18 protein-coding genes are annotated in these 20377 nt (G+C 73.0%); 3 read left to right on the top strand and 15 right to left on the bottom strand.

Translation table 11 applies throughout. The features are described 5' to 3' along the window. Positions 1–28 precede the first annotated feature (28 nt). Entirely contained in the window at positions 29–1159 is a 1131-nt protein-coding gene (mnmA, locus tag ABZ386_RS17810) for a tRNA 2-thiouridine(34) synthase MnmA (protein WP_356502063.1), read from the bottom strand. A 60-nt stretch (positions 1160–1219) separates the two neighbouring features. Here mnmA and ABZ386_RS17805 point away from each other — a divergent pair, with 60 nt between their 5' ends. Beyond that, positions 1220–1885, top strand: coding sequence for a peptidoglycan recognition family protein (locus ABZ386_RS17805; protein ID WP_358965050.1), 666 nt, complete (start codon positions 1220–1222; stop codon positions 1883–1885). A gap of 70 nt (positions 1886–1955) precedes the next feature. Here ABZ386_RS17805 and ABZ386_RS17800 read toward each other — a convergent pair whose 3' ends face one another. The 3 genes from ABZ386_RS17800 to ABZ386_RS17790 all read right to left on the bottom strand — a co-directional run bounded on the left by ABZ386_RS17800 (position 1956) and on the right by ABZ386_RS17790 (position 3734). Further along, positions 1956–3125 (bottom strand): cysteine desulfurase family protein, encoded by a 1170-nt coding sequence (locus ABZ386_RS17800; protein WP_351340988.1) that lies wholly within the window; start codon positions 3123–3125, stop codon positions 1956–1958. A gap of 140 nt (positions 3126–3265) precedes the next feature. Then, positions 3266–3532, bottom strand: coding sequence for a DUF4190 domain-containing protein (locus tag ABZ386_RS17795; RefSeq protein WP_351340985.1), 267 nt, complete (start codon positions 3530–3532; stop codon positions 3266–3268). Between the two features lie 37 nt (positions 3533–3569). Further along, positions 3570–3734 carry a hypothetical protein gene (locus ABZ386_RS17790; RefSeq protein ID WP_351340983.1) on the bottom strand — a complete coding sequence of 55 codons (165 nt, stop codon included), beginning with the start codon at positions 3732–3734 and terminating at the stop codon, positions 3570–3572. Positions 3735–3849: 115 nt separating this feature from the next. Between ABZ386_RS17790 and ABZ386_RS17785 the strand changes: the two genes are divergently transcribed. Further along, positions 3850–4488, top strand: coding sequence for a TetR family transcriptional regulator (locus tag ABZ386_RS17785; protein WP_358965049.1), 639 nt, complete (start codon positions 3850–3852; stop codon positions 4486–4488). Positions 4489–5077: 589 nt separating this feature from the next. Here the strand turns inward: ABZ386_RS17785 and ABZ386_RS17780 are convergent. Continuing rightward, entirely contained in the window at positions 5078–5938 is an 861-nt protein-coding gene (locus ABZ386_RS17780; RefSeq protein WP_358965048.1) for a thioesterase family protein, read from the bottom strand. A gap of 143 nt (positions 5939–6081) precedes the next feature. Here ABZ386_RS17780 and ABZ386_RS17775 point away from each other — a divergent pair, with 143 nt between their 5' ends. Next, complete coding sequence (locus ABZ386_RS17775; protein WP_356502059.1) at positions 6082–7317, top strand: alpha/beta hydrolase-fold protein; 1236 nt, start codon at positions 6082–6084, stop codon at positions 7315–7317. Here the strand turns inward: ABZ386_RS17775 and ABZ386_RS17770 are convergent. From ABZ386_RS17770 to ABZ386_RS17725, 10 genes are all read right to left on the bottom strand, one after another. Beyond that, on the bottom strand, positions 7208–7882 hold the full coding sequence (locus ABZ386_RS17770; RefSeq protein WP_114255439.1) for a trimeric intracellular cation channel family protein: 675 nt from the start codon (positions 7880–7882) through the stop codon (positions 7208–7210). The genes ABZ386_RS17775 and ABZ386_RS17770 overlap by 110 nt on opposite strands. Next, positions 7834–8985 carry a biotin carboxylase gene (locus ABZ386_RS17765; RefSeq protein WP_351340970.1) on the bottom strand — a complete coding sequence of 384 codons (1152 nt, stop codon included), beginning with the start codon at positions 8983–8985 and terminating at the stop codon, positions 7834–7836. The genes ABZ386_RS17770 and ABZ386_RS17765 overlap by 49 nt, the downstream gene beginning before the upstream one ends. 22 nt (positions 8986–9007) lie before the next feature. After that, the gene (locus tag ABZ386_RS17760; protein WP_351340968.1) at positions 9008–10273 is read right to left on the bottom strand and encodes an MFS transporter; all 1266 of its coding nucleotides are present in this window, start codon (positions 10271–10273) and stop codon (positions 9008–9010) included. Between the two features lie 65 nt (positions 10274–10338). Continuing rightward, on the bottom strand, positions 10339–13518 hold the full coding sequence (locus ABZ386_RS17755; protein ID WP_358965047.1) for a PDZ domain-containing protein: 3180 nt from the start codon (positions 13516–13518) through the stop codon (positions 10339–10341). Further along, the gene (locus tag ABZ386_RS17750) at positions 13515–15641 is read right to left on the bottom strand and encodes a phenylacetate--CoA ligase family protein (RefSeq protein ID WP_358965046.1); all 2127 of its coding nucleotides are present in this window, start codon (positions 15639–15641) and stop codon (positions 13515–13517) included. Before ABZ386_RS17750 ends, ABZ386_RS17755 begins: the two co-directional genes overlap by 4 nt. After that, positions 15638–17131, bottom strand: a complete 1494-nt coding sequence (locus ABZ386_RS17745) for an ATP-grasp domain-containing protein (RefSeq protein WP_358965045.1) — start codon at positions 17129–17131, stop codon at positions 15638–15640. Before ABZ386_RS17745 ends, ABZ386_RS17750 begins: the two co-directional genes overlap by 4 nt. Continuing rightward, a complete protein-coding gene (locus ABZ386_RS17740; protein WP_351340957.1) occupies positions 17128–18099 on the bottom strand; it encodes a 3-oxoacyl-[acyl-carrier-protein] synthase III C-terminal domain-containing protein in 972 nt (323 codons plus the stop codon). The genes ABZ386_RS17745 and ABZ386_RS17740 overlap by 4 nt, the downstream gene beginning before the upstream one ends. Next, on the bottom strand, positions 18087–18941 hold the full coding sequence (locus ABZ386_RS17735; RefSeq protein ID WP_114255433.1) for a TauD/TfdA family dioxygenase: 855 nt from the start codon (positions 18939–18941) through the stop codon (positions 18087–18089). Before ABZ386_RS17735 ends, ABZ386_RS17740 begins: the two co-directional genes overlap by 13 nt. 11 nt (positions 18942–18952) lie before the next feature. Continuing rightward, entirely contained in the window at positions 18953–20161 is a 1209-nt protein-coding gene (gene hemA, locus ABZ386_RS17730) for a 5-aminolevulinate synthase (protein ID WP_351340953.1), read from the bottom strand. Further along, positions 20158–20286, bottom strand: a complete 129-nt coding sequence (locus ABZ386_RS17725) for a hypothetical protein (RefSeq protein ID WP_351340951.1) — start codon at positions 20284–20286, stop codon at positions 20158–20160. The genes hemA and ABZ386_RS17725 overlap by 4 nt, the downstream gene beginning before the upstream one ends. Positions 20287–20377 lie beyond the last annotated feature (91 nt).

Genomic DNA, 20377 nt, shown 5'->3' with positions numbered 1-20377 from the left:
AGTCGGCCTGCCCCGGGTGCCCTTCGGGTCAGGCCACGCCGGCCGTCGCCCGCTTCGTCGACGCGATCGTCGCCGAGCCCACCACGCGCGTGCCGTCGTAGAGCACGATCGCCTGGCCGGGGGCGACGCCACGGACCGGCTCGGTGAAGGTGACCTCCAGGGTGCCGTCGACGAGTTCGGCGGTCACCTCGGTCTCGCCGCCGTGGGCCCGGAGCTGGGCCGTGTAGGTGCCGGGGCCGGCGGGGGCGGCGCCGCACCAGCGCGGCTTGATCGCGGTCAGGGCGCTGACGTCCAGCGCGTCGGCCGGGCCGACGGTGACGGTGTTGGTGACCGGGGAGATGTCGAGGACGTAGCGCGGCTTGCCGTCGGGGGCCGGGGTGCCGATCCGCAGGCCCTTGCGCTGGCCGATGGTGAAGCCGTACGCGCCCTCGTGGGTGCCGAGCTTCGTGCCGGACTCGTCGACGATGTCGCCCTCGGACCGGCCGAGCCGGTCGGCGAGGAAGCCCTGGGTGTCGCCGTCGGCGATGAAGCAGATGTCGTGCGAGTCGGGCTTCTTGGCGACCGCCAGGCCCCTGCGCTCGGCCTCGGCGCGGATCTCGTCCTTGGTGGTGACCGTGTCGCCGAGGGGGAACAGGGCGTGGGCGAGCTGGCGGTCGTCCAGCACGCCGAGGACGTACGACTGGTCCTTGGCCATGTCGGAGGCGCGGTGCAGCTCGCGGGTGCCGTCCTCGCGGACGATCACCTTGGCGTAGTGGCCCGTGCAGACCGCGTCGAAGCCGAGGGCGAGCGCCTTGTCGAGGAGGGCGGCGAACTTGATCTTCTCGTTGCAGCGCAGGCAGGGGTTGGGGGTGCGGCCGGCCTCGTACTCGGCGACGAAGTCCTCGACGACGTCCTCGCGGAAGCGGTCGGCGAGGTCCCACACGTAGAACGGGATGCCGATGACGTCGGCGGCGCGGCGGGCGTCGCGGGAGTCCTCGATGGTGCAGCAGCCCCGCGCGCCCGTCCGGAAGGATTGGGGGTTGGCGGAGAGCGCGAGGTGGACGCCGGTCACGTCGTGGCCCGCCTCGGCCGCGCGGGCGGCGGCGACGGCGGAGTCGACGCCGCCGGACATGGCGGCCAGGACGCGGAGGGGGCGGGGGCGCTGCGGGGTTTCAGTCATAACCCCTCCAGGGTAAGGGGGCGCGGGAACCAGGGCCCGCGAGTATCCGTTGACGATCACATGGGACAGCGGAAGGCTCCGAAGGACGGCGACCGGAAGGTCGGGCGCCGGGCGTTGCTGATCGGTGGGGCGGCGGCAGCGGCGGGCTCGGCCGTGCTGGCCCGGGACGAGCTGGCGCGCCTGTGGTGGCGGACTCCCGGCGTGGAGAAGCCGCGCAAGGAGGGCGAGGTCGACTACGCGGGCGCGCGCTGGGTGGCGGCGTCGGACGCGAACTGGCGGCGGGCGGACCGCCCCGACGACTTCGGCATAGACATGGTGATCGTCCATGTCACGCAGGGCAGCTTCGACAGCGCGGTGAAGGCCTTCCAGGACCCGGGCCACAAGGCGGCCACGCACTACATCGTCCGCCAGGACGGGCACGTCGCGCAGATGATCCGCGAGCTGGATGTGGCGTACCACGCGGGCAACCGCGACTACAACGAGCGCAGTGTCGGCATCGAGCACGAGGGCTTCGTGGACCGTCCGCAGGACCTCACGGACGAGATGTACGAGGCCTCGGCGCGCCTGACCGCCCGGATCTGCGCGCGGTACGAGATACCCGTCGACCGCGAGCACATCATCGGCCACGTGGAGGTCCCGGGCACGGACCACACGGACCCGGGGCCGCACTGGGACTGGGACAAGTACATGCGGCTGGTGCGGGAGGCGCGTACGGGGCGGGCCTGATCCGGCCCGGCGGGCGGTGTCACATCAGCCCGGCCGTCATGGCAACCCGGCCCTCACATCAGCCCGGCCGTCACATCAGCCCGGCCGCCCGGGCCCGTTCCACCGCCGGGCCGATGGCCTTCGCGAGGGCCTCGACGTCGGCTTCGGTGGAGGTGTGGCCGAGGGAGAAGCGGAGGGTGCCGCGGGCCAGGTCGGGGTCGGTGCCGGTGGCGAGGAGGACGTGGCTGGGCTGGGCGACGCCGGCGGTGCAGGCGGAGCCGGTGGAGCACTCGATGCCCTGGGCGTCGAGCAGGAGCAGCAGCGAGTCGCCCTCGCAGCCGGGGAACGTGAAGTGCGCGTTGGCCGGGAGGCGGCCCGCCGGATCGGGGTCGCCGCCGAGGATCGCGTCGGGGACGGCCGAGCGGACGGCGGTGATCAGGCTGTCGCGCAGGGCGCCGATCTCGCGGGCGAACCACTCGCGCTGCTCGGCGGCAAGCCGCCCGGCGACGGCGAAGGAGGCGATGGCGGGGACGTCGAGGGTGCCGGAGCGCACATGCCGCTCCTGGCCGCCGCCGTGCAGCACGGGCACGGGGGCGTGCTCGCGGCCGAGGATCAGCGCGCCGATGCCGTAGGGGCCGCCGATCTTGTGGCCGGAGACGGTCATCGCGGCGAGGCCGGAGGCGGCGAAGTCCACGGGGATCTGACCGAAGGCCTGGACCGCGTCCGAGTGCAGCGGGACGCCGAACTCCGCGGCGGCGTCGGCCAGTTCGCGGATCGGCAGGATCGTCCCGATCTCGTTGTTGGCCCACATGACGGTGGCGAGGGCCACGTCGTCGGGGTCGCGGGCGATCGCCTCGCGCAGGGCGTCCGGGTGGACGCGGCCGTGGGCGTCGACCGGCAGGTACTCGATGGTGGCGCCCTCGTGTTCGCCGAGCCAGTGCACGGCGTCGAGGACCGCGTGGTGCTCGACGGGGCTGGCGAGGACGCGGGTGCGGGCCGGGTCGGCGTCGCGGCGTGACCAGTAAAGGCCCTTGACGGCGAGGTTGTCGGCCTCCGTGCCGCCCGAGGTGAAGACGACCTCGCTGGGGCGGGCGCCGAGGGCTTCGGCGAGGGTCTCGCGGGCCTCCTCGACGGTGCGGCGGGCCTGCCTGCCGGATGCGTGGAGGGAGGAGGCGTTGCCGGTGGCACCCAGCTGGGCGGTGAGCGCCTCTGCCGCCTCCGGAAGCATCGGGGTGGTCGCGGCGTGGTCGAGGTAAGCCATGGTGAGCCCGATTCTACGGCTCCCCTTCTCGCGGCCTCAGATCAAGCCCGGCCGAAGGTGAAACGCTGTCCCGCGCGGCGGCGGCCCGTCGTCCCCGGGCCCGGCCGCTGCGGGTCGGTCTCAGCTGGTCCGACGGTGGCTCAGAAGCTCCACGAGACCGTGCTGTCGACCTCCATGAAGGCCACCAGGACCAGCAGGTCGGCGACGCCCAGGCCCAGGCCCAGGAGCGCGCGGCCGCGGCGGTTGGTGCCGCGCCACAGGGCCACGCTCGCCAGCACGATGGCGAGCGGGCCGAGGAAGACGTTGAGAACCAGCAGGCCGAGCAGGCCGAGGATGAAGGACGCGACGGCCATGCCGTCGGTGTCGCGGATACCGGTGTGGCGCGAGGCCGGAGCGGTGAGCTGCATGGTGATCGACTCCCGGTGTCGGGTCGGAGGTAGGTGGTCAGTGCGCCTGTGTGTGGCGCCGGCGGTTGCGCTCGCGGAGCGCGAAGATGCCCAGCCAGGCGGCGATGACGACGCCGGCGGCGAGGGAGAAGGTGACCGGCGCGTGGGCGACGGTGCCCAGGACCACGCCCAGCAGCAGGAGTGCGGCGACGATGAACAGCATGGGAAACAGCCCCCAGGGTTCGGTGAACGGTTGTGGTTACAGTTGTTCACTGACTTCCCAGTCTACCGGCTCCCATGACTTTCCAATTCCAGAGAACAGTTGTTAACTGCATGGTATGAGTCACACTCTCGGCATCCGGCAGGCCCAGAAGCAGAAGACCCGGCAGGCACTCCTGGACGCGGCCCTGGGACTGCTGGAGGAGCAGAGCCTGAGCAGCCTCGGGCTGCGCGAGGTCACCCGCGCCGTCGGTGTCGCCCCGACCGCCTTCTACCGGCACTTCCGCTCCACGGCGGATCTGGGCGTGGCCCTGGTCGAGGAGGCGCTGGGCAGCCTGCACCCGATGATCCGGACGACGGTGTCCGACACGGGCGACCAGGAGGAACGCATCGCGCGTGCCATCGAGTTGATCGCCCGTCACGTCGACGGGTACCCCGCCCACGTCCGGTTCATCGCCCGGGAGCGGCATGGCGGGGTCCAGCCGGTACGGGAGGCCATACGGGACCAGCTGTCCCGGTTCGCCCGGGAGGTCAAGGACGAGCTGGCCAAGGACCCGGAGTCCGAGGGGTGGACCGAGGACGACCTGCTGATGCTCGCCAACCTCTACGTGGACCAGATGCTCATCACGGCGTCGCTCTTCCTGGAGGCGCTGGAGGGGCCGGAGGAGGGGCGCGAGGAGCGGAAGCGGGAGGTCGCCCGGGTGGCGACCCGGCAGATGCGGCTGATCGGCCTCGGTCGCCACCACTGGCTGGATTGAGCCGCACCCGACGACGCGCAGGGGCGGCGCGCCCGTCGCTCCTGGGCGCGCCGCCCCTGCCGTGCCCCCGGGCATCCCGGGGGCTCTTTTCCTTCTTCGCGCTCAGTTCGCCTGGCCCTGGCCGCCCCCGCCCGGAGCGCCGCAGCCGCCGCCCTGGCCACCGCCGGGACCGCCGCCGGGCCCACCGCTGGGCATGCCCGAGGGGACCCCGGACGGCGTGCCCGTGGGCTTGGCACCCCCGGAAGCGGCTCCCGAGGGAGCCCCGGACGGAGCCCCCGACGGCACACCGGAAGGCGCGCCCGACGGAGCCCCGGACGGCGCACCGCTCGGCCTCCCCGACGGTGCCTGGCAGGTCTGCTGCCCCCCGGACCCGCCCCCGCTGCCCGAGGACGACGGGGAGTCACCCGAGCCGCAGGCCACCAGGGCCAGGGGCGACAGCGCCAGCAGGGTCACAGCCGGGAGGAGACGCGCTCGCTTCATGAGAAACCACTCCAGGGAAGATGAGGAGGTCCTGAGGCAGGCACTCAACCAACGCCGCTCAGGACTCTCCTCGGACCGCCCTGTGACCGACCTGTCAGGCGGGCAAAGTTCAGCCCAGCCGGACCCGCGCCAGCTGCCGGGACTGCGCCACCAGCCGGTCCTCGCTGTCCCACACCTCGGCGTCCTCCTCCAGGAAGCCGCCGGCGAGGTTGCGGGTGGTGATCGACACGCGCAGCGGGCCCGGCGCCGGGCGGCAGCGGACGTGCACGGTCAGCTCGACGGTCGGTACCCAGCCCTTCAGCCCGAGTTCGAAGGCGGTGGGCGGCAGGGCGTCGACCGCCAGCAGCAGGGAGAGCGGGTCGGGCTCGCGGCCGTCCTTGAGGCCGAACCAGGCCCGCATCTCGCCCTTGCCGGAGGGCTGTCCGAGGGCCCAGCCGAGGGTCGACGGGTCGAGCTTGAGCATCAGCCGGTCGGTGATCGCCGAGCTGCCGTCGACCGGAGCCGGCCCGTCCTCGGGGCCGAAGCAGTGCTCGATCGGCGGGATCGCGGGCGGCCGGGCCGTCGTGCGGACGTCGTCGGGCAGGGCGTCCAGGTCGCCGTAGGAGGCGAGGACGCGGATGCGTTCGACCTCGCGGCCCTCGTCGTCGTACTGGAACAGGGAGGCCTGGCCGGTCGACAGGGTGCGGCCGGTGCGGACGACGTCCGTGCGGACGACCGCCGGGCCGGGCTGGGACGCGGTGAGGTAGTGCGCCGAGATGGTGAAGGGGTCGGCGTGCGGCAGGGCGTCCGCGAGCGCTCGGCCGAGGACGGCCAGCAGGTAGCCGCCGTTGACGGCACTGATGATCGTCCAGCCGGCGGAGAGGTCGATGTCGTAGACGCCGGGCGCGCGGCGGGTGAGCGCGGTGTCGCGGTCGAACTCGCTGTCGCCGATCGTGGCCCGGACGGCCGGGGCGGAGGCTGCTTCAGGCATGACTGAACAGTACAAGAACTAACTACTAAGCGGTAGCTTTCTACGTTCTGCCGGAGTCATGCCTTGGTGAGACACCGGCAACTTCTTGGTAAGTGTCCGACTCGTCCGTAAACCCTCTGGCTCGTTCCTCCCTCTGTAGGGGCATGAGCCTCACCGGGACACCGTTCCTCTGCACGCTGATCGTGCTGTCCGTCGTCGCCCTCGTCCTGCCGCTGTTCCTCTGGTCACGCGTCCGCGGACCCCGGGTCCTGCGTGCCGCAGCCCGGACGCTGATGCTGCTGTTCGCGCAAGGGACGGCCGTGGCCCTGGTGTTCACCCTGGTCAACAACGCCAACAGCCTGTACGACAACTGGGCCGACCTGCTCGGCACCGGTGACCACGTGCAGCAGGCCGCCAATCTGGGCGCCGACGGCACCGGCGGGATCGCGCTCAAGCGGCTGCCCAAGGTGCGCCAGACCTTCCAGCCCGCTTCCGGGCCGGGGATGCGCGCGGCCGGCGGGGTGCGGGTCACCCAGCTCAGGGGCCGGGTGTCGGGCGTGAACGCCGAGGTCTACGTCTGGCTGCCGCCGCAGTACCACGAACCGGCCTACCGGCACCACAGGTTCCCGGTCGTGGAACTCCTGCCCGGCTACCCGGGCTCGGCCAAGGCCTGGTTCGGCTCGCTGCACGCGCACGAGCAGCTGGAACCGCTGATGCGGGACGGCCGTGTCGCCCCCTTCATCCTGGTCGCGCCCCGCACGAACCTGCTGGCCGGGGTGGACACGGGCTGCGCCAACATCCCGGGCACGGTCAACGCCGACACCTGGCTGAGCGTCGACGTGCCGAAGATGGTGACGGACAACTTCCGCGCCGAGCCCGCCCCGCAGGGCTGGGCGGTGGCCGGCTACTCGGCCGGGGCGCACTGCGCGGCCAAGCTGGCCGTCGCCCACCCGGACCGCTACCGGGCCGCCGTCAGCCTGTCCGGCTACAACGACCCGATCGGCGAACGCGACTCGCTGGCCGCGCAGAGCCCCGCCCTGCGGGCCGAGAACAACCCCTACGTCCTCCTGCGCAGGGCGGCCGTCCCGCCGCGGATCGCGCTCTACCTCTCCGGCCAGCCGCACGACGGCTACGAGGCGGCCGTCGCCCTGGAGCAGGCCGCGAAGGCGCCGACGACCGTGCACGTGGTGTACATCCCGAGGAGCGCGGGCGGGCACACCATGGCGCTGTGGCGGCCGCAGGTGGTCCCCGCGTTCGAGTGGCTGACGCAGGAGATGGGCGCCCGTCCCGTCACGGCAGCACGGGCTGTTCCTCCTCGCTCACCGTCGACCGCCGGTGCCACGCCCGCGGAGCTCGCCAGTGGTACCGCATCGCGAGCAGGCGCAGTACGAAGGCGGTGATCACCGCGAGGGCGCTGGTGAGCGGGTTCAGGGCGTCGTAGCGGAGGCACAGGGCGACCAGGGCGGAGCCGACGATCGCCGGGACCGCGTACAGGTCGCGGTCCCAGCGCAGCAGGGACGGCACCTCGTTGGCGAGGACGTCCCGCAGCACACCGCCGCCGACGGCGGTGGTCAGCCCCAGGCCGGCCGAGGCGGTCAGGCCGAGCCCGTACTCGTACGCCTTGATCGTGCCGGCGACGCAGAACAGGCCGAGGCCGGCCGCGTCGAAGACGTTCACGGCGACCTGGATGCGCTCCACCTGCGGGTGCAGGAAGAAGACGAGGAGCGTGGCGAGCAGCGGGGTGAGGAAGTACCCCAGGTCCGTGAAGGCGGCGGGCGGTACGGCCCCGATGACCAGGTCACGGAAGAGCCCGCCGCCCAGCGCGGTGACCTCGGCGAGGACGGCGATGCCGAAGACGTCGAAGTTCTTGCGCACCGCAAGCAGGGCACCGGAGATCGCGAAGACGAAGATGCCGATCAGGTCGAGCGTGTGCTGGACGGACGGGCTGAAGAGTTGCTGGAGCACCCCGACATTCTCACCGGTGGGCGCGCGGGGCCTTCGTCCGCGCGGACGAAGGCCGCGGAACGCGTCCGCCGGTAGTCGCGGGCGGCCCGCCGGAAGAAGCGCTGGGGTGCCACGGAGGCGTCCACGGTCCACTCCAGCTGGCCGCTGCCGACGGCCCCCGCCACCAGCAGGGGCAGGTCCCCGCCCGACAGGTGGGCCCCGACCGTCAGCACGCACGGCCCCTCGGGGGTGAGTGCCAGCTCGGTGTGGGCCGGTCCGTGGCGCAGGCCGAGGATGTCGAGGGCGGCCAGCGTGTGCAGGACCAGCGCGTCCTGCTCCGGTCCGCGCCGGGACAGCAGGACGCCGCGGGACAGCCCCGGGGCCGCGTCCCGGTCCGGCGGCCGCACCTGCCAGATGTCGCACACGTGGTGCGTGCCGTCGAGGCTGACGGTGTTCACGTGGTACCTGCCGCGCGGCGGACACTCCCGGGCCAGCAGGGCCGCGGCCGGCCCGGCCGGCTCGGGCGCCGCGCCGACGAGGCCGCGGAACGCCGCGACGAGGTCGTGTTCGGTCGCGCACGGGATGCGCCGGGCGGGGCCGCAGCCGGTCCCCCCGAGGGTCTCCAGGGTCACCCGGCCGCCGACCGCGGCGTACCAGGCGAGCAGCCCGGCGAGGTCGCTGACCAGGAGTTGACGCGGCGTGCGCAGCCCGGCGGTCCGCAGCGCGTCCGCCATCCGGTAGCGGTCCCGGCGGACCTCACCGAGCCGGGTGTCGTTGCCGCGCAGGCGGAGCGCCTGCGCCAGGGCGTCGACGACGCCGGCGGCGCCGGGGCTCCCGGCCACCAGCGCCACGGGCCGGTGAGCGGCGACGGCGGGAAGGATCCGGCCCACAGTCCCGTCCCCCACGATCAGCTCGCGGTAGGCCTCCGGGCGGAAGCGGGCCAGGAGGTGCCCCGGAACCTCCTGGCCGCTGCGCACGTGCACGCAGGCGTGGCCGCGCTCGTCGAACAGGGCGGGCAGGTGGCGTGCCGTGCCGTAGCCGTCGACGATCACCACGACGGACTCACCGGCCGGCCCGCCCCGCGGCCCCTCGGCCGCGGCTCCCCGGGGTGCGCTGCAGGTCACCGCCCGTTCCCTCCTCTCCGCGCTACTCCTTGGGCACGTCCCGGAGCTTGCGCAGCGGGGAGAAGACGATGAACAGGACGGCCAGCCAGTCGCCGAGGGCCGAGACCGTCAGCATCGGACGGACGCCGACGTACGTGCCGAGCGCGCCGCCGGCCAGGGCACCGAGCGGCATGGTGCCCCACATGATCCAGCGCACCGAGGCGTTCATGCGCCCGAGCAGCTCCGGCGGGGTGATGGTCTGCCGGTAGGAGACCTGGGAGCTGTTGTAGAGCACGAAGATGACCATGAGCATCGTCATGCCGACGGCCACCAGGACGGTCGACCAGCCCGGCTGTGCCGCCGGGATGAGCAGTCCGGCCCAGCCGAAGCACAGCGCGGGGAGCCAGATCATCCGGGCGGTGCCGATCTTCTTGCCGACCCAGTTGGCGATCAGGCCGCCGGCCAGGCCGCCCACCGCCGAGCCGCCCATCACCAGGCCGATCACCCACGGTTCGGCCTTCAGCTCGCGGACCAGGTAGACGGTCTGGAGGCTGAGCACGATCGTGCCGAAGAAGTTGGAGACGGCGGTGGACGCGACGAGCTTGCGCAGGATCGGGTGGCCGACGACGAAGCGCAGGCCCTCGGCGATCTCGGTGCGCAGCCGGCGCTTCTCGGCGGGGCGCTCCGGGACCGGTTCGGGCGTGCGGATCAGCACCAGGGTGAGCGCGGAGACGCCGAACGACACGGCGTCCGCGGCCATGGCCTTGGCGGCGCCGAGCAGGGTGACCAGGGCGCCGCCGAAGCTCGATCCGGTGAGCTGCGCGAAGGACTGGGTGGCGCCGAGCTTGCCGTTGGCGTCGACGAGCTGGTCCTTGCCGACGAGCGAGGGCAGGTAGCTCTGGTAGGCGATCGCGAAGAAGACGGACAGCACGCCCATCGCGAGGGCCACGAGGTAGAGCTGGACGAGGGTCAGGACGCCGAGCACCGCGGCGACCGGGATGGATCCGGCCAGCACCATGCGGCCGAGGTCGCACCACACCATCAGGCGCCGCTTCATGACCCGGTCGACCACGGGCCCGGCGGGCAGGGCCACCAGCAGGAAGGGCAGGGTCGTCGCCGCGGTGAGCAGACCGACCTCGAAGGTGGTGGCGTCGAGCATGAGCAGCGCCACCAGGGGAAGCGTCAGCTGGGTGATGTTGGAGCCCACCTCGCTGACGGTCTGTCCGCTCCAGAGGAGCATGAAGTCACGGTGCCGCCAGAGACTCTGTGGCGGGGTCTCCTGCGTCGGTGGGGTCACTGCGGTCGTCATGGTTCTTCCTTGTCTCGTACATCTCGGGGAGGGCTCGGGGACGGTGGGCGTGCGGAGGCCGGGGATCAGTGGGCGGGAGGCACCGCCGCGGGGGTGAGGCGCAGCGCGGAGAGGGCCTCGCGCACGGCCGCCTCCAGTTGCGGGTCGCGGCCGGCCGCCCAGTCCTGGGGCGCGATCACGACCTCGACGTCGGGGTCCACGCCCCGGTTCTCCAGGCCCCAGCCGGGCCCGTCGAACCAGAACGCGTGCTTCGGCTGGGTGACGAGGGTGCCGTCGACGAGGACGCCGGGGTCGTCCATGCCGAGCGCCCCGCCCCAGGTGCGGGTGCCGACCACCCGGCCGATGCCGTGGTGGCGTACGGCGTGGACGGCCATCTCGGCGTCGGAGCCGGTGCGTTCGTCGGCGAGGACGACGACCGGGCCGCGCGGCGCCTCCTGCGGGTAGGGAGCGGGGCCGCAGCGGCGGGACACGTCCCAGCCGCTGATCCGGCGGCCGAGTTTCTCCAGCAGCAGCGGCGAGATGTGGCCGCCGGTGTTGCCGCGCAGGTCCACGAGCAGCCCGTCGCGGGCGAGTTCCGGTCCGAGGTCCCGGTGGAGCGCCGCCCAGCCGGCGGACATCATGTCCGGCAGGTGCAGATAGCCGAGCCGGCCGCCGGAGCGTTCGCGGACCGCGGCCCGGCGCCCGCGCACCAGGTCGTGGTACCGCAGCTCGGCGTCCGAGGCGAGGGGCACGACCACGACGTCGTGGTCGCGGCCGGCGCGGCGCAGGGTCAGGAGCACGGGCTCTCCGGCCCGGCCGGCGAGGGCCGCGGCGGGTCCGTGCACCGGGTCCACGGGCCTGCCGTGCACCGCGACGATCCGGTCTCCGGCCCGCGCGTCCACCCCGGGTTCGGCCAGTGGCGAGCGGGCCGCGGGCGCCGAGGACTCCCCCGGCAGGATCCGGTCGATGCGCCAGGCGCCGTCGCCGTCCGGTGACAGGTCGGCGCCGAGCAGCCCCGGGGCGGGGGTGGCCGGTGCCGGGGCGGGCGGCCGTACGTAGGCGTGCGAGGCGCCCAGTTCGCCGTGGAGTTCCCAGAGCACGTCGGTGAGTTCGGCCTGGGTGCCGGCCCGGTCCGCCAGCGCGGCGTAGCGCTCGCGGTGCCCGGCCCAGTCGGTCCCGGCGAGGTCGGCGCGCCAGAAGCCGTCCCGCATGAGCCGCCAGGCCTCGTCGAACATCTGCCGGCGCTCGGCCACGGGATCGACGGTGACGCGGATCCGGCCGACCGGCACCGGCGTCCGCGCGCCGCCCGGAGCCGCGGGCCCGGCCAGGAGGCGGTCCGCGACCCGTACGGCGAGGCGCAGTCCGTCGCCGGAGACGGCGTACCGGTCGGCGTCCCCGGCGAGCGTGCTGCACTGACGGGACGTCAGATCGTAGTGCTCCAGGCGGGTTCCGGTGCCGTCCGGCTCGGCCGCCGCCTCGCCGAGGTTGCCGGCCAGGGGGTGGCGGATCCACGCCAGGCCGCCGGCGACCGCGGTCAGGCCGGTGCGCAGGCCGGGACCGACCGGCACCGGGACGATCCGGTCGGCGAGGCCCTCGAAGTCCACGGTCGTCGCGGCCGGGTCGTCGTCCCCGCCGTGCGGCCGCGCCTGACCGGGCCCGTGCCCGGGTCCGAACGGCGAAGGGGTGCCGGCCGCGAGCGCCACCAGGTAGGGGCGGACGCCGGGCAGGAAGCCGAGGTCGAAGCTGTGCTGGTCGTAGACGGGGTCGAAGGTGCGGTTGGACAGGAACGCCAGGAACCTGCCGTCCCGGGTGAAGACCGGGTCGGTGTCGTTGAAGCGCGGGGCGGTGACGTCGGTGATCCGGCCGTCGGACAGCCGGGCGAGGCGGATGTGCGACCCCTCCGCCGGGGTCGACCCGTCCGACGGGCGGTACAGCTCCGCCCACGCGAGATGGCGGGAGTCCGGGGAGAAGGCCGGGCCGCGCACCTCGCGGTGGGCGCTGCGGGCGATCTCGGTGTTCTTGCCGGACTCCAGGTCGACGACGAGCAGGCGTCCGTCGTCGCAGGCCACCGCGCAGCTCCCGCCGTCCGGCGCCGCGGCCAGCGCGGTCACCCGGCCGAACTCGCCGTGACCGATCCGGCGGGGGCCGGCGACGTCCGGCCGGGCGATCTCCAGGCCGTCCTCGCCGCCGGCGTCGCTCACGCAGACGACGCCGCCGTCCGAGGGCAGCGCGACGGGCAGCCGCCGGCGCACCCCCGGGTCGTCGAGCAGGGTGCGCGGCACCCCGCTCGCGGCCGACAGCAGGTGGACGGTGCCGCGCACCTCGACGGCGAGGGTGTCCCCGGCGGCGTCCAGGGCGAAGTCGCCCAGCGCCTGTTCGCCGGTGACCTGGAACGGCAGCCGTCCGGCGCGCAGGCCGCCGAGCGCGATGCGCAGGCGTACGGGCGCGGCGTCGAGCGACGGCAGCAGCCACAGGTCGCCGCCGGCGGCGTAGACGACCCGGCGGCCGTCGGTCGTCGCGTGGCGGGCGTAGTGGCCCGTCGTCGGCGTGTGCCGGCGCAGCCCGGAGCCGTCCCGCGCGGTGGAGTACAGGGCGCCGGTGCCCTCGTGGTCGGAGAGGAAGGCGATACGCCCGTCCACCCACATGGGGTTGACGAGGTGTCCGCCGACGTCCGCGAGGATCCGGGTGAACTCGATACCGTCCGGCGCGTACCAGATCCGGCCGCCCATGCCGCCGCCGTACCGCTTCCAGCAGGCGGGGTCCCGGAAGACGGGGGTGCCCAGCAGGACCGCGCCGTCCGGCCCGTGCGCAACCTCGTCGGCGGGGCCGTACGGCAGGCAGCGCGCGGGGCGGTCCAGCGGCACGGCCCAGGCGCGGGTGCGCCACTTGCCGTGTCCGGGGCTGCTCCTGACGGCCAGCACCTCGGTGGGGGACAGCCAGCCCCGTACCGCGCAGTCGGCGTCACCCCAGTGGGTCAGGCGCCGGAACGGCTCGGAGCCGGCCAGGTCCGGCCCGGCCACCACGGCCGTGTGCAGGTCGTGGTCCGCCGTCCAGGCCACGCGCCGGGCGTCGGGGCTGAGCCGGGGGTGCGCGGCGGACGCGGCACCGGTGGTGACGCGCCGGGCGACCGCGGTCGTCCCGGTGGCGTCCGCGAGCGGGGCCAGCCAGACGTCGCCGTCGGCGACGAAGGTGACGAGGTCCCCGGCGAGGTGCGGATGGCCGAGATACGGCGCGGGGGCCGGGGTGAGGGCGGTGTCGTCCGTCATGCGTCCACCAGGCGGCGGTCGATGACGGGCTTGATCTTGCCGCTGGTGGCGTTGCGGGTGAGGCCGCCTTCCGGGTGGCACTCGACGACCAGCTCGAAGACGTCGAGGGCGTCGTCGAACAGGTGCTCCTGGTCGAGGGTCTTGAACTGCCGCGTCAGGTGGTCGCGGACCTCCCCGGCGTCCAGGGCCAGGGGCGACTCGACCCGGGCGATCACGGTCTCCCTGCCGTCCACGGAGACGATCTCGACCTGGAGCTGGGAGACCCGGAACACCTCCAGGGCCGCGAGCATCTCGGCGTGGGTGACGGTGGCGCCCTTGACCTTGACCTGTCCGTCGGCGCGGCCCAGGTACTCCAGCACGGGCCCGGACACCCCGCACGGGCAGTCGTACCGGAAGACCCGGCCCAGGTCGCCGATGCGGTAGCGGATCAGCGGGCCCTCGAACTTCTGCAGGCTGGTGATGAGCAGTTCGCCGGGTTCGCCCTCCGGGACCGGGACGAGGTTCTCGTCGACGACCTCGATGAGGTTGTAGTCCGGACAGGCGTGGTGCAGCGTCCCGCCCATCCGCGCGCACTGGTAGCCCAGTTGGGCACCGTCGTTGGCGGCCAGGATGCTGGTGACGACCCGGGCGCCGAGCTCCTCGCGCAGCCAGTCCTTGTCGGTCTCGGTCATGGGCGTGCCGCCGTAGACGACCTTCTCCAGGCGCAGGCCGGGCCGGCGCTGCTTCGCCTCGCGCAGCAGCGGCATGATCAGCACGGGCAGGCCCAGCAGGGCGTTCGCCTCGAAGCTCTCGCAGAGCATCAGCAGGTCGTCCACGGAGATGGCCTGCGCGGTGGAGTAGCACTCCAGGGGCATCCGGGACAGTTCGCACAGGGTGGTGCTCAGACCGCCGTACAGGCCGCCGCCGTACAGGGTGTTGATCAGCCGGTCGCCGTTCTCCAGGCCGAGGGTGCGGAAGAGGGGGATGGCCTCGCGGATCATGTTCTCCCAGTCGGTGCGGGAGTACACGATGTAGCGGGGGGCGCCGGTGCTGGCGCCGCTGCGCAGCACCTCGCCCGTGCGCGGCCGGTCGGTGGACATGCCGCGGCTGCCCGGCAGGGAGTTCGCCTCGAGCGCCGCCTTCTCCAGGACGGGCAGCCGGCCGAGGTCGTCCAGACCGCTCACGGCCGGCAGGTCCCGGTAGAACGGGGTGCGGCGGGCCTGCCCGACGAGGTAGCGCAGCCGGGCCCCCACCCGGTCGGCCTCCCGCGCCCGGTCGGCGCTCCGGGCCGCGGACAGGGTCGTGCCGCGCAGGTGCTCGCGCCGCAGGAGCCGGTGCGGCCAGGGTGCCCGGCAGTCCTCGCCGGGCACGTCGCCCACCAGCCCGGCCGGGTCGGCGGCCTCCCGCGCCCCCAGGACGATCAGGATGTCCTCGGTGTCGCCGGACGGCGAGCCGGAGACGGGCTCGGCGAAGACGGCCGGGTCGAAGGGAGCCGGGTTGAGGGGGGCCGGGTTGAGGGCGGCCGGGTCGAAGGGAGCCGGGTCGAGGGGGGCCGGGTTGAGGGCGGCCGGGTCGAAGGGAGCCGGGTCGAGGGGGGCCGGGTCGAGGGCGGCCGGGTCGGAGGGAGCCGGGTCGAGGGGGGCCTCGGGGCGGGTGTCGGGCGTGCCCGTGCGCAGGACCGGTACGACGTCGGGTACGGCGACCGGCCGTGCCCCGGCCGGGACCGGGGCGTCCGGGGCGGTCACCCGCAGCGGCGGAAGGGGATGGCCGAAGGCGCGCAGCCGGCCGGCGAGCGCGGTCCAGAAGGACTCCCGGACGGTGCGGACGACGACCTCGTTGCCCACGGCCCAGGCGAGCAGCAGCCCGCGCAGGGTGTTGCCGGGCCGGTGGTCGTCGAGGACGACCACACCGGCCGGCGAGATCAGGTAGACGTCGTCGCTGTCGACCGCCGGCTGCCAGGGGAACTGGCCGAGGCCCCCGAGGAGCCTGTCCAGTCCCTCGGTGACGGCGGCACCGGCGAACAGCCCGGCCAGGGCGGACAGCCCGGCCTCGCGAAGCAGCCGGGCGAGACCGGAGTCCGGTTCGGCCAGCGCCCGCTCGGCGTCCTCGACCGCCAGCAGCAGATCGGTGGGGTAGTACCTCATGAGACGTTCCTCAGCTCGGCGGTGGCGGAGGGCTCTGCGGAGGCGGAGGGCTCAACGAGAGCGGAGGGCTCGACGCGGACGGGAGACTCCGCGGAGGCGGAGAGCTCCATGGACGCGGGGGCTGTCGCGGCGGCGGAGAGACCCACCGGCGCGGGGGCTGTCGCGGAAGCGGAAAGCTCCGCCGAACCGGGAGCCACCGCAGAAGCGGAAAACTCCACTGAACCGGGGGCCGCCGCGGCAGCGGAGAGACCCGCACCCGGCAAGGCCACGGCAGAAGCAGCCAGCCCCACCTCCGGCGCAGCCACCACCGCAGCGGACGGCGTCACCGTGATGGCGCGGACGCACTCCCGCAGGAAGTCGCCCAGCACCGTCGAGTCCTGGTGGGAGGCCTCCACGAACACCGGTACCAGCCACTCCTGGTAGGTGACGTGGTCCGGCAGCGGCTCGGTCGGGCCGAGTCGGTGCAGCCGGTCCACGCACGGGTGGTGCGCCAGGTGGTCGGGGACGGTGACGTCGACCGTCGTGCCCGGCGGCAGATGGTGCCCGGGGAACACCAGCCAGGCGTGGTACCGCCCGGTCGCCCCGGACGGCTCGGGCCGGGGAAGCCCCAGCCGGACGGCGATCTCGTGCGTGGGCAGATGGACGCCGCTGTGCCGTTCGTGCGCGGTGATGACCCCGGCGCCGCCGACCCGGTTGGCGACCTCCAGGAAGACCAGATCCCCCTCGGGGGTCTCGAACATCTCCAGGTGCAGGCACCCCTCGGTGATGCCGAGCGCCTTGACGACCCGGGCGGCGAAGGCGAAGTGCTCCTCGTCGTGGGGCAGCTGGTAGGAGCCGAGCGGGGTCCCGGTGACGAAGTCCACCGGCTTGGTGATGTACCGGCTCACCACGAGGTGCACCAGCTCGCCGTCGCTGACCAGCCCGTCGGCGTGCAGGATGTCGCCCTCGACGTACTCCTCCAGCTGGTACTCGCGCGGGTTGTCCAGCCTGCGGTACGCGCTCAGGGCCTCCCTGGCGGTCGCGTACACGGCGACGCCCTCGCTGGAGGCGCCCTGCCGGGGCTTGACGACGGTCCGCCCGGACCAGGGCAGCGGGCCGCAGGCGGGCGGGGCGGCGACGAACCGCGGGTAGCGGATGCCCGAGCCGGCCAGGGCGGCCTTCATGCTGACCTTGTCGCGCACCCGTTCCACCTGCGCGAGGTCCGGGCCCGGCAGCCCGAGGTGCTCCCGTACGCGCCGGGCCTCGAACATGGCGAACTCCGAGAGGGAGAGCACCTTCTCGTAGCCGTCGGCCCGTGAGGTGCGGGCGAGGATGCCGTCCAGGAGGTCTTCGCCCTCGTCGAGCACGAGCCTGCGGCACCTGAGTTCGGCGGGCAGGTCGGCCATGCGGTGCGGCTGGCCGATGTACGTGACGTCGTGGCGGTCGTGGTCGATACCGCGGTGGTAGTCGATCTTGCGGTACGGAACCTGGTGTATGACGAGAATCCTCATCCTTGAATCCCCCGGTATTCCAAGGCCGTGATGCCCCAGCTGAACCCCATGGCGCTGGTCGCCAGCACGACCAGGTCCCCGCTGCGCAGCCGCCGCTCGTCCGCCAGTTCCCGCAGGGCGATGAGGGTGTCTGCGCCGCCCATGTGACCGAGCCGGTCGTAGTTGAAGACGCTGCGCCCGGCCGGGATCCCGATGGTGCCCAGGAGCCGTTCGTGCATCCGCCGGTCGCCCTGGTTGATCAGGAAGTGGTCGATGTCGTCGGGAGTCCGGCCGAGCGCCGTCAGGGTCTCCTGGAGCAGCGCCGAGAAGTTCGCGACGTACGCCTCGGACAGCCCCGGCCGGTGCGGCTCCCGGCGGATCCTGACCCGGCCCTGCCGCCACTCCCCCGCGTAGTAGTCCACCCAGCCGGGATCGGTGCGCATGGCCGAGTGCAGCAGTTCGAACGACCGGGGGCCGTCGGCGGTGACGAGCATCGCCGCCGCGGCGTCCCCGAAGTTGAACAGCGCCCGGGAACCCGGGTCGGTGCGGTCCACCATCCGGCTGAGCCGGTCGGCGACGAGCACCAGGGCGTACTCGCCCGGGCCCGGGCCGGCCCCGTCCAGGGCCACCCGGAGCGCCACCGAGCCGGCGTTGCAGAAGTTGGTGACCTCGAAGCAGTGCGCGCGGTCGATGCCCAGCTCATGGGCGACCTTCGCGGCGGGCGACCAGAACGGGACGTCCCACTCGCCCGAACCCGCGTAGATCACCTGGCGGATGGCGCCGCGCGGCACCGGCGTGCGCCGCAGGACGGCCGAGGCCGCCTGCAGCGCCAGCTCCCAGGACAGCTCGTGCTCCCCGAGGGCGGGAAACTCCTTGCTGTGGGTGACCTCCAGGATGTCCGGGACGGGCACGCCGGACGTGGTGTGCAGGTCCTCGGCGCTGATCCGGGAGGCGGGGAAGCATACGTCGAAGTCGACTATGCCGCCCACTGCTCACCCGATTCGATGCTCACCCGGTGCACCGTCCGGTTCACGCCCGGCTCCACGTCGGTGGCCGCGTGATACGTCGTCCTGGTCTTCCACACCAGCAGGTCGTTGGTGGTCCACCGGTGGGTGTAGACGTGCTCCGGGTCCTGGATCAGGCCGTCGACGAGGGTGAAGAACTCCTCGGTCTCGTTGGCGTCGAAGCCCACGACGCCCTCCATGTACTCGCGGGACCCGTACAGGTACGGGCGGCCGGTGACCTCGTCGTGCCGCACCAGCGGGTGGCGCACGGGCGGGTGCTCCGTCTCGGCCTGCGCCTTGAACTCCGCGGCGGACAGCCCGACGTGCTCGGGGCGGATCCGCAGCCGCTTGGCCACGGTGTGGATCCCCGTGGCGTCGGCCAGCTTCCGCTTCCACTCCTCGGGCAGCCGGTCGTACACGTCCACGGCACTGGCGAAGAGGGTGTGGCCGCTGGTGCCGGGGACGTTGACGCCGTGCAGCATGGTGAACGGCGCGGGGTCGGCGACGAAGGTGGAGTCCTGGTGCCAGAAGTTGCCCACCCGGGCCACGCCGATCGGCTTGTCGTTCTTGACCTCGTTGGACGAGATCATGATCTCCGGGTACTCCGGGTGGCGGTACTTGCTGATCACGAACGGCACGGGCCGGCCGAGGCGCGAGGCCAGGGCGATCTGCTGCTTCGGCGTGAGATCGATGGAACGGACGACGACCAGCTGCCGCTCGTGCACGTTGCGTACGAGTTCGTCGAAGACCTCGGGCCGCTCCAGGTCCTCGTAGACGGCCCCGGTCAGCTCGGCACCGATGTACGGGGTGATGTCGGTGAACTTCACGAGAGTCTCCCTCAGGCGTCTGCCAGGCACGCGGTGAGCGCCTGGACGAAGTAGTCGATCTGCTCGCGGGTGCGGTACGGAGCCACGGTCACCCGGAACCGTTCGGTGCCCCGGGGCACCGAGGGGAAGTTGATGGGCTGGACGTAGATGCCGAACTCGTCCAGCAGGCGCCGGGCCACGCGGCGGACACGCTCGGCGCCCGGGACCATCACGGGGACGAGGTGGCTGTCGGCGTCGATGAAGTCGATACCGGCCGCGCGCAGGGCGTTCTTCGTGTACCGGGTCCCCGCGTCCAGGGCAACGCGCAGTCCCCCGTCCTTCTGCACCAGGTCCAGGCCCTTGAGCGTGGCGTCCACGCCGGCCTGGGGCAGGGCGGTGGTGAAGATGAAGCCGGGGGCGAAGGAGCGCACGTAGTCCAGGGCGGTGTCGGGCCCGGCCACATAGCCGCCGACCGTCCCGATGGCCTTGCCGAAGACCCCCTGGATGAAGGTGGCCCGGTGGTCGCCGAGTTCCTCGCTCAGGCCGGCGCCCGTCGGTCCCCGCACACCGATGGCGTGCGTCTCGTCGACGAAAGTGAGCGCGTTGTACCTCTCGGCGAGATCGAGAAAGGCACTCAGCGGCGCCACGTCCCCGTCCATGGAATAGACGGTCTCGAACACGATGATCTTGGGCTGCTCAAGCGGGTACTGGGAGAGATCGCTTTCCAGGGCGTCCGCGTCGTTGTGCCGGAATACATGCTTCCGGCATCCGGTGCGGGAAATTCCCTCGATGAGCGAGCGGTGATTCAGGGCGTCCGAGAACACGACCGTGTCCGGCACCGCGGAGATCATCGTGCTCAGCGACTCGAAGTTCGCGACGTACCCGCTGGAGAAGATCAGCGCCCGCTCTTTCCCGTGCCAGGCGGCGAGCCTCTCCTCCAGCTCCACATGACTGGCGCTGGTGCCCGCGATATTGCGGGACCCGCCGTTTCCGGTGCCGTGCCGGAAGGTGGACTCGATCTGCGCGAGAATGACGTCCGGATGCTGGCTCAGCCCCAGGTAGTCGTTGCTGCACCAGACCTGGAGCCGCCGGTCGCCGTACTGGGTCTGACCACGGTCGTCGGCCCGGTGGGCACCCGCGATGAATTCCCGGTAGAGCCCGTTCACCTTCAGGTCGTCGAGCCTTCTGCGGAATTCCCCCAGGAGGACCGTTTCCCGTGCCTCGCTGCCGATGATGGTCACGCGCCCCACCCGGAATCGTCGGGCTTGACGGTGACGTTCGCCTCGGCGACCGCGAAGCCGCCCCCCGTCGGAGCGGACATCCACAGCGCAAGAGCCGAGAAGGCTCCGGCCGCAAGCATGCCCACAGCACGTCGATATCGCGTCTTCATCTCAGTCCCCCAGAATCCTGCACGAGACGGCCTTTTCACCGCCCCCTGTGACGGAAAGAGATCCTGC

It is taken from the genome of Streptomyces sp. NPDC006140 (assembly GCF_040628815.1).
Taxonomy (GTDB): domain Bacteria; phylum Actinomycetota; class Actinomycetes; order Streptomycetales; family Streptomycetaceae; genus Streptomyces.
The sequence above is the reverse complement of the archived record's forward strand: the minus strand, read 5'-3'. Positions and strand labels throughout refer to the sequence as shown.

Bases quoted from the DNA above. Each gene is read 5' to 3' on its own strand.
- mnmA (WP_356502063.1), bottom strand. From the start codon at position 1,159: ATGACTGAAACCCCGCAGCGCCCCCGCCCCCTCCGCGTCCTGGCCGCC.
- ABZ386_RS17805 (WP_358965050.1), top strand. From the start codon at position 1,220: ATGGGACAGCGGAAGGCTCCGAAGGACGGCGACCGGAAGGTCGGGCGC.
- ABZ386_RS17800 (WP_351340988.1), bottom strand. From the start codon at position 3,125: ATGGCTTACCTCGACCACGCCGCGACCACCCCGATGCTTCCGGAGGCG.
- ABZ386_RS17795 (WP_351340985.1), bottom strand. From the start codon at position 3,532: ATGCAGCTCACCGCTCCGGCCTCGCGCCACACCGGTATCCGCGACACC.
- ABZ386_RS17790 (WP_351340983.1), bottom strand. From the start codon at position 3,734: ATGCTGTTCATCGTCGCCGCACTCCTGCTGCTGGGCGTGGTCCTGGGC.
- ABZ386_RS17785 (WP_358965049.1), top strand. From the start codon at position 3,850: ATGAGTCACACTCTCGGCATCCGGCAGGCCCAGAAGCAGAAGACCCGG.
- ABZ386_RS17780 (WP_358965048.1), bottom strand. From the start codon at position 5,938: ATGCCTGAAGCAGCCTCCGCCCCGGCCGTCCGGGCCACGATCGGCGAC.
- ABZ386_RS17775 (WP_356502059.1), top strand. From the start codon at position 6,082: ATGAGCCTCACCGGGACACCGTTCCTCTGCACGCTGATCGTGCTGTCC.
- ABZ386_RS17760 (WP_351340968.1), bottom strand. From the start codon at position 10,273: ATGACGACCGCAGTGACCCCACCGACGCAGGAGACCCCGCCACAGAGT.
- ABZ386_RS17755 (WP_358965047.1), bottom strand. From the start codon at position 13,518: ATGACGGACGACACCGCCCTCACCCCGGCCCCCGCGCCGTATCTCGGC.
- ABZ386_RS17750 (WP_358965046.1), bottom strand. From the start codon at position 15,641: ATGAGGTACTACCCCACCGATCTGCTGCTGGCGGTCGAGGACGCCGAG.
- ABZ386_RS17745 (WP_358965045.1), bottom strand. From the start codon at position 17,131: ATGAGGATTCTCGTCATACACCAGGTTCCGTACCGCAAGATCGACTAC.